Genomic DNA, 5,117 nt, shown 5'->3' on the forward strand with positions numbered 1-5,117 from the left:
CCATTCCCCTTCTTAAACCTCCACTTCTCGGTGAGTAAGTTTCCAAAGACAACTAGAAATTAAATTAGTTACCACATGAGCCACAATCGGTACGAGTAAGTTACCCGTCACTACAGCACAGAAACCCAGCAACAATCCGACAACCGTTGCCCAAATCACATAAGGCCATTGTTGGGGACTGCTGAGGTGTAAAATGCCAAAGACTAAACTAGAAGTAATAATACCAATGGGATTTAATCCCACGGCTGGTAACATAACTCCCCGAAATAATAATTCTTCACTCATACCAGGGAGCAACCCCAACCAAATAAGATCCGGTAATAATAAGGGCTTGAGTATCATCTGTAAGTATAAGTCAGCACTTTGGCGGTAAGCAGGCCAAAGGCGATAAACTAAACCACTTACACCTGTAACCATCATCCCTATCCCTAATCCTAGGATTAAAGCTTCAGGACTGCTACTTACAGGCAATAGTCTAACTGAGCCAAATTGTAGCCAAAGTTTGGCAATACATAACAATACGACGGCGGTTATCCCCATGGCGACTAGAATTTGGATGCGCGTCAGGGGTTCAATTTCGGGGCGAGAGGGAGGCTGTTTGGTCACTAAAATTATAATAAGCAGCGCAAAGACGACAGAGACGGGCGGAGGGAATCAACACTGATACCAGCGCGATGAGTAACCAATACACCCAATGCCTCTAAATATGATTTTACCCGTATCGCTTTCATACCTAACGGTTCTGGGTAAACTTCCATAGTAGTCTGATTTTCTTCTACTGCAATAATTTGGGCAGATAACTGACTTAAGCTAAGTAAGGCACTGCCACCACAAGCGCTTGCTGGTACAACTATCGCATCTATATCCCTTGCCCAGATATCTCCAGGGGATGGGGAGGTTTGGGGTGGGAGAATAAATTGGGGGGCGCGACTTAATCCTACTAAGACGCAGGGTAAAAAAGTATACCCTAATTCTTCAGCGGCTGAACGAGGTGATAAGTTTGGATCGAGGGGGAGGGGTGACAAAGCAGGTGCGTGGGCACAAGGAATCTGAAAAGTTCGGACAATTAGGTGACTAATTACTGCTTCGGCACCTGCTAAAGGATCGACTCCTTTGCCGTGGCGATAAGCTTGTAGGGCATCGCTACCACAGTCATCCGGGAAACGGACAACAACTGCGATCGCATTTGCTTTTGCTCGATTAATCAGTACCTCAGCGGCTCGTAACAAACTATCTGGATTACCAATTGTACCCCAGCTTGCCCCCGATGGCGCGGTACGGAGTTCTACGTTTAAGGGCGCATCTGTCAGAACGTAATCTGTTAAATTTAGCCCTAATGTTGCTCTTGTGGCATCTGCGGCTTGCAAGTGTCTCAGCCGTAAATCTGGTTCAATTCCCGAATCGAGAATTAATCCCACCCGATTTTGATGGACGGGTTTTAGCCCCCAGCATCCAGCGGCAAATTTGTCAAGTCCATAACCTTCCACATAGAGAGCATTGGGTAAATTCCAATATAATTGGGCACCATTGAGGACATTAGGGTGAGTGATGAGGCGATCGCAAATTTGCGCGATCGCTCTTGCCACGGGCAGCCCATCCCCCGCATAGCCACCAATTGACGCGCCTATTCCTGTAGGAATAATTAAAACAACATTATAGTTATTTGTCATTTGTTATTTGTTATTTGTTATTTGTTTAACGATAGAGCCAACAACAAACAACAGATAACTAACCACTAATGGGAGCATCCCAATTTGGAAGAAATGCAGGTTGTATTCTTGCTCCCCCCTTTGACAAGGCAGGGTTGTTTCATTCTCAAATTTTACGACAGATTGAAATCTGTCGCTACACAGACAAAACCTGCCTTCGCAGGTTAGCGAGTCTTGCATTAGCTTATTAACAAATAAGTTGAACCGCCGAAGGGCGGTTTAGCCAGTGTAGCAACAGGTTTTAACCTGTTGCTGTAGGAGAATGAAACAGCCCTGCTTTGACAAGGGGGGTTGGGGGGGTAAAAACTTTGACAAAAAACGAGTATCTTTGCCAAAGTGGAATCCTCCCACCAATAACTAACCACTAACAGCCGATGACTCTTTAATTACAATAGCTTCCACCATCGCCTTTTGTGCATCGGTATCAACATTCGTAATCGCCCATCGCAGAGGTTCTCCCCGTTTTTGCAATTCACTTTCAATTGCTTGATGGAGTTGATTAGGTGTTTCTTGCAGATCAATTTCGGCGGTGATGAAATGAGTTGTCATTTTAGTTATCCTATCTAGAATTAGTGTATTAGCTGGCAATTATTGGTTTAGGAAATAGAGAGTGACGCAATAAAACACTCCCCACTCCCCATTACCCACTCCCCATTATCAACGACTTGCGGGCAAACCAAATTGACGTTGGTAAACTTCGTCTTCCTTCCCTGTCACAATCTTTAGGTTAGAGCGGGGATAGGCGACACAGAGTAACACATATCCTTCCGCTTGCAAATCTGGACTTACTCCCATACCATCAGTTTGGTCTACGCTTCCTTCTAAAATCTGTGCGGCACAGGTGGTACAGACTCCGGCGTTGCAGGAATTAGGCAATTCGATACCAGCATCAGCAGCAGCTTTGAGAATTTGTTGATCTTCTGGCACTTCTATGGTATGGGTAGTGCCTTCGTGATTGATTTCGACGGTATAAGTATTGGCCATTGGGTGTTTTAAAGTTGAGACTGCCATGATAGTATTAATAGGTCAGTATAAGACATAAAAACCTACCCCCGGACTGGAGGAAAGTTTACGCCTTTCGGAGCCAGTCTCCACTCTACCAAACCATCATAGAAGCTGAGAGCCACTGTCTTTTAAGGGATTGAATGTACTGTAGCAGGCAAGATGCCTGCTCTACAATTTCTATATTAGACGGGAATATTGTTGGGTGCGTTAGTGTAGGGTAACATATTTCAAGCTCTATATTGCCAAAACAAATATCATTAAGTTACAACAGAAGAGACAACCCCTCTCGTCATTACCATGGCATTAGAAGTAATCGCAGCAGAAATCGCCAAATTAGCATTTGGTGCAGTTGTAGAAACAGGTATTGGTAAGTTAACAGAAGGTGCGATAATTAACCTACGTCAGAAGATTAAAGATAAATTTCAAAAAAATCCCGATGCTGAAAAAGCGATTGCATCCGTTGAACAAGGTTCTCTCCCCGATTTAACACGAGTTGCTCAATATTTGCAATACTTCATGGATCATGATACGGCTTTTGCCCAAGAGGTGCAACGGCTGGCTTCTGAAATTAATATTAGTAATGATAATCGCAGTATCCATAATACTAGCGATCGCAGTACCAAAACTGTTCAAGCCAGAGATAACGCTATTGGCGAAATCGGTAAGATTGAAAACCCTGGCGCTGGCACAGTCAACATTGGCGGTACTCACAACCACCACTGACTGCTGGGAGAAAACTGGGGAATACCCCCACAACCCCAAAACATCCCGAATTTTGATGAAATCCGCCCTAGTCTGGATAATTGGCAAGGGCGAGATGCTCAACGGCAAGATATCCGAGAATGGATGGCGAGTGGAAATATTCGCCTGATTGGGATTACGGGTATGGGCGGTTTGGGGAAATCTACCCTCGCGGCGAAAGTTTATCAAGATGATAGCGCCGAATTCAGTAATAAATTTTGGGCAGATGTTAGCCGGGTAGGTTTTACGGAATTGGCGCGGCGAGTTTTGCTGAGGTTGGGGTTATCTCAGGTGGTGGTGGATGGGATTCCAGAAATATCTCTTGTGGATGCTTTGATAAATCATCTGCGGAAAGGGAAGTATTTGCTAATTATTGATAATTTGGAGAGTTGGCTGACAGAAGATGGGCAATGGTTGAATCAGATTTACCAGGAATTTTTCCTGGGTTGGATTGGATGTGGCGGCGAAAGTGTGGTATTGGTGACGACAAGGGAACGTCCAACTTTACCAGAAATTAAGTCTCAGTGGCTACCTTTATCGGGATTATCGCCTGTGGAGGGGGCGGCTTTGTTGCGGGATTTGGGAATTAGGGGCGGTGATGGGGAATTGGAGGAGTTTGCCAAAAACGCGGAAGGGCATCCTCTATTGTTAACTTTGGTAGCGGGTTTTTTGCGAGTAGAGGAAGAGGTAAATCCGCAAATTAGCTATTTGCAGCACTATCCGTTGGCGGATGTATCTAATTTATTAATAGATAAGAATCTGACAGGATTGCATCACGGTAAGGTTGATATCTGGATGCTGCGGATTTTGGAGGCGAGTTTTAGTCGGATTGGGGAGAGGTTACGGGAACTTTTGTTGGGTTTGTGTGTTTATCGGCTTCCTTTTAATGCGGTGATGGCTGGTTTCATTAATTCATCGACTTCGCCCCTACAGATAGAAATAGAATCAGATAATATCAAAATTAAAACCATCGAAAAAGACTTACGACAACTAGCAAAACGTTCCCTATTGCAGGAAGAAAGAGACAAAGACAGGGTACGGTGGTTTCAATTTCAGCCATTTATTCAAGAATACGCCAAGCACAAAGCCGGAGATTTAACCGCAGCGCATCAACGGGCAATTAATTACTATCTTTCAAAGCTCAAATCACCACCTTGGCAGACGGAAGAAGATATAAAAGAATATCTCGAAGTTTTCTATCACTATTGCCAATTGAAAGAGTATATCCCCGCCTTCGATATCCTGCGCCGCTGCGATTATTTTTTAACTTTGCGAGGGGATAGCAATATCAGAGTTGAACTTTATGGGCAGTTAGTGCAAGAATGGAATCTCAGCAAGTTAGAGTGGCAATTTGCAGCATCTCTTACTGATTTGGGCAATGCTTACTATTCTCTAGGGCAATACCAACTAGCCATAGAATACTATCAACAGTCTAAAGAGATATTTGAGGAAATAGGCGATCGCTCTGGTATTGCTAAATCTCTGATGGGTTTGGGCAATGCTTACTATTCCCTAGGGCAATACCAACTAGCGATAGAATACTATCAACAGTCTAAAGAGATAAAAGAGGAAATAGGCGAGCGCTCTGGTATTGCTAATTCTCTGAATAATTTGGGCAGTGCTTACGATTCCCTAGGGCAATACCAACTAGCGATAGAATAC

Annotated in this window: 6 protein-coding genes; 2 read left to right on the top strand and 4 right to left on the bottom strand. The window is 44.1% G+C overall.

Annotation, left to right across the window (positions count from 1 at the left end; translation table 11 throughout):
• Positions 1 to 12: 12 nt before the first annotated feature.
• The 4 genes from NJ959_RS25230 to NJ959_RS25245 all read right to left on the bottom strand — a co-directional run bounded on the left by NJ959_RS25230 (position 13) and on the right by NJ959_RS25245 (position 2,693).
• The gene (locus tag NJ959_RS25230) at positions 13 to 606 is read right to left on the bottom strand and encodes a CPBP family intramembrane glutamic endopeptidase (protein WP_254014512.1); all 594 of its coding nucleotides are present in this window, start codon (positions 604 to 606) and stop codon (positions 13 to 15) included.
• A gap of 5 nt (positions 607 to 611) precedes the next feature.
• Complete coding sequence (locus tag NJ959_RS25235) at positions 612 to 1,670, bottom strand: DUF3326 domain-containing protein (RefSeq protein WP_254014513.1); 1,059 nt, start codon at positions 1,668 to 1,670, stop codon at positions 612 to 614.
• 396 nt (positions 1,671 to 2,066) lie between these two features.
• Positions 2,067 to 2,258, bottom strand: coding sequence for a DUF8621 family protein (locus NJ959_RS25240; RefSeq protein ID WP_254014514.1), 192 nt, complete (start codon positions 2,256 to 2,258; stop codon positions 2,067 to 2,069).
• A gap of 108 nt (positions 2,259 to 2,366) precedes the next feature.
• Positions 2,367 to 2,693, bottom strand: a complete 327-nt coding sequence (locus tag NJ959_RS25245) for a 2Fe-2S iron-sulfur cluster-binding protein (protein ID WP_254014517.1) — start codon at positions 2,691 to 2,693, stop codon at positions 2,367 to 2,369.
• Positions 2,694 to 3,011: 318 nt separating this feature from the next.
• On the opposite strand from NJ959_RS25245, the gene NJ959_RS25250 reads away from it, so the two are divergent.
• Together NJ959_RS25250 and NJ959_RS25255 are read left to right on the top strand one after the other, a co-directional pair.
• Positions 3,012 to 3,437, top strand: a complete 426-nt coding sequence (locus NJ959_RS25250; RefSeq protein ID WP_254014515.1) for a hypothetical protein — start codon at positions 3,012 to 3,014, stop codon at positions 3,435 to 3,437.
• A 111-nt stretch (positions 3,438 to 3,548) separates the two neighbouring features.
• Positions 3,549 to 5,117, top strand: a 1,569-nt coding sequence (locus NJ959_RS25255) for a tetratricopeptide repeat protein (RefSeq protein WP_309242710.1), incomplete at its 3' end; no start/stop codon positions are given.

It is taken from the genome of Limnofasciculus baicalensis BBK-W-15 (genome assembly GCF_024178385.1).
Lineage (GTDB): Bacteria > Cyanobacteriota > Cyanobacteriia > Cyanobacteriales > Coleofasciculaceae > Limnofasciculus > Limnofasciculus baicalensis.